The sequence below is a fragment of the Bifidobacterium sp. POST2/T3 (B1) genome (genome assembly GCF_058197115.1).
Genome location: NZ_JBVPQK010000346.1, coordinates 1 through 2,760, shown reverse-complemented (window position 1 = coordinate 2,760; position 2,760 = coordinate 1). Strand labels below are relative to the sequence as shown.

2 protein-coding genes and 1 pseudogene are annotated in these 2,760 nt (G+C 62.3%); all 3 read right to left on the bottom strand.

Features of this window, described 5'->3' with window-relative positions:
- Nucleotides 1–299 precede the first annotated feature (299 nt).
- Nucleotides 300–1,031, bottom strand: coding sequence for an SGNH/GDSL hydrolase family protein (locus AC0AP0_RS11395; RefSeq protein ID WP_490430550.1), 732 nt, complete (start codon nucleotides 1,029–1,031; stop codon nucleotides 300–302).
- A gap of 92 nt (nucleotides 1,032–1,123) precedes the next feature.
- Nucleotides 1,124–2,569, bottom strand: a complete 1,446-nt coding sequence (gene argH / locus AC0AP0_RS11390) for an argininosuccinate lyase (protein WP_490430551.1) — start codon at nucleotides 2,567–2,569, stop codon at nucleotides 1,124–1,126.
- Nucleotides 2,570–2,586: 17 nt separating this feature from the next.
- Nucleotides 2,587–2,760 (bottom strand): annotated as a pseudogene (locus tag AC0AP0_RS11385) (argininosuccinate synthase); the annotation flags it as partial.

The window sequence follows — 2,760 nt, the reverse complement described above, 5'->3', positions numbered from 1 at the left end:
GTCGAAAAGCGAGTCGAAACCCGCCTGCCTGAAATCGGTGACCTGCGACATGAGAGGCTACTCCCTATCGAATATTTGATGAACGTATGCTAAACCCTACTATTCTTGCAACAGATACCGACACGGCAGAGCCCCGAACCACTGCAGACAAGGCCGCACCAAGCCGGAATCACCAAGGCTTGAAGGCGAACTTATTATTCATTGCGAATCAACCGCTGTCGATTGACTATTGACCGCTGACTGTCTCGCTAAGGCAGGGCCACCAGAAGGAGCCTCTCAGCGTAATCACTGCATTCAAGTCAGGAATGTACAGACACAGATAACTGATTAATCAAGTCTTGGGGAATGTGGTCGACCACACAGGCGGCCATGCGCTGGTACCCTTGGACTCCCGGATGAAAGTGGTCAATACCCCAGAAGTCGGGTCGGTCGGTGCCAACGTCGTCGCGGGTGGCATCCACGAAAGGCACCGAGGCGTCTTGACAGATCTGACGGCTGGTCTGTGTCTGACGGGTTATCCGACGCTCCACCTCGGCCCTGAGCGCCCGGCCCAGGGCTGGATCCCGATAGAGCTGACCGGAGCTGAGGACCAGCACCTGACGGCCCTTATCTTTAGCCAGCTCGATGCTGGCTGCCAGGTCATCCCGCCATTGCTCATCGGTGCGGTTGGCCATGATGTCATTGGAACCTGCACACAGGACCAGCAGATCAGGATGGTCCTGCAGAGCGGGCAGGAACCTATAGCGCACCCTGCGAATGGTGGCCCCGAGCCGACCCTGGGTCGACCAGGAGACTGGACGCCCCAGCCGAGTGGCAAGGCATGCGGCTATGTCAGGGACGAAGCCCTGACTCTGGTCCTCTACCCCGCAGCCGACCGCCATGGAGTCGCCCACCACCAGCATGGTCAGCGGCTCCAGGTCACGGCCTTGGTCCGGAGGCGAACACAGCCCGCGGCGTGAGCCGGGCGGCTCTTTTGCCAGAGTGATGTGCTCCTTGGCCCACCAAGCCTGGACCAGTGCCACCGGATTCATGTCCCCGCCGCCTTTCGCCGTTTGCCGTCCCTCTTGGGGAATTGCCGTTCGGAATTTTAACGCGGCCACCGGCCTGGCGGAAACCAGAAAGCTCACCTGGGCGGACGATAGGCAGGCCCATCAGACTGCGAGTCAGCGAAAGTCTTCAGCTCCTCCAGCGCATGCGCAGCCTGGTCCATCTGCTCCTTGACCCTCTCCGGTGCGGTTCCACCTTGACCCTGGCGAGCGCGCACGGCTCCACCGGCGGTCAGAACCGAACGAACTTCAGGAGCCCTCTCGGCGGGCACCCAGTCAGCAAAGACCCTGACGAAATCGTCATCATCCAAGTCGGCCAGTTCGCAACCACGACCCTCGGCCAGCTTGACGCAGGCCCCGGAGAGCTCATGGGCATGACGGAAGGGCACCCCCTGTCTGACCAGCCACTCGGCCAGGTCGGTGGCCAGAGCAAAGCCTGTGGGAGCCTGCTCCTCCAGGCGATCCTTGTTGAAGGTCAAGGTGGCGACCATGCCGGCAAAGGCGGGCAGCAGGACTTCCAAAGTGTCCACCTGATCGAAGACCGCCTCCTTGTCCTCCTGAAGGTCGCGCGCATAAGCTGTCGGCAGCCCCTTGAGTGTAGTCAGCAGGCCTGCCAGATCCCCGACCAGCCGACCGGCCTTGCCACGAGCCAGCTCAGCCACATCCGGATTCTTCTTCTGAGGCATAATGGAGGACCCGGTCGAGTAGCCATCATCCAGGCGGACAAAGGCGAACTCCTGGGTGTTCCAGATGATGATCTCCTCAGCCAGCCTTGACAGATCCACGCCGATCATGGCGGCGACAAAGGCGAACTCGGCCACCACATCCCGTGCTGCAGTCCCATCGATGGAGTTGGCACAGACCCGACTAAAGCCCAGATCCCGTGCCACTGGCAATGGGTCCAAACCCAGGGTGGTGCCGGCGAGCGCGCCAGATCCATATGGACTGGCATCGGCACGCTGGTCCCAGTCCCTCAGGCGTTCCAGGTCACGGATCAGGGGCCAGACATGGGCCATAAGCTGGTGAGCCAGCAAGACAGGCTGGGCGTGCTGCATATGGGTGCGGCCAGGCATGACCGTAGTTCCCGCCGCACGGGCCTGATCCATCAGAGCCTGTGCTGTACGCAGCAGATCCTTGGCCAGCACCCGGGCGTGACGACGCAGCCAGATCCGAATCAGGGTGGCGATCTGATCGTTGCGCGAACGCCCGGCCCTCAACTTGCCGCCCAGCTGATCCCCCGCTATGTCGATCAGACCACGCTCCAGAGCAGTGGCCTCATCCTCATCGCCAGGTTCAGGGGCGAAGGCGCCGGAATCCACCTGGTCCTGGAGCTCATCCAGGGCCTTCTCCATGCGTGCCAGTTCGTCATCATCCAGCAACCCAGCACGGTTGAGAGCCCGAGCGTGGGCCCGGGAACCGGCCAGGTCGTCGTCGGCCAACCGCCAGTCGAACTGGGTGGACCGGCTGAGCTCAACCAGGGCCGGTGATGGCCCACCGCTGAAGCGCCCACCCCAGAGGGCCATGGGCTTGTCGCCGGTGCTCACTGCTCCTGTCCGTCCTGCGCGATGCCGTTGCCGAAGCGCATATCACGGGCGGCGGCCACCTTGTCGGCCAGGCCATAGATGGCGATGAACCCGTTGGAGGCATTCTGGTCGAAGCTGTCACCGGACTCGTAGGTGGCCAGGCTGTAGTCGTAGAGGGAGCTGTCGGAGTG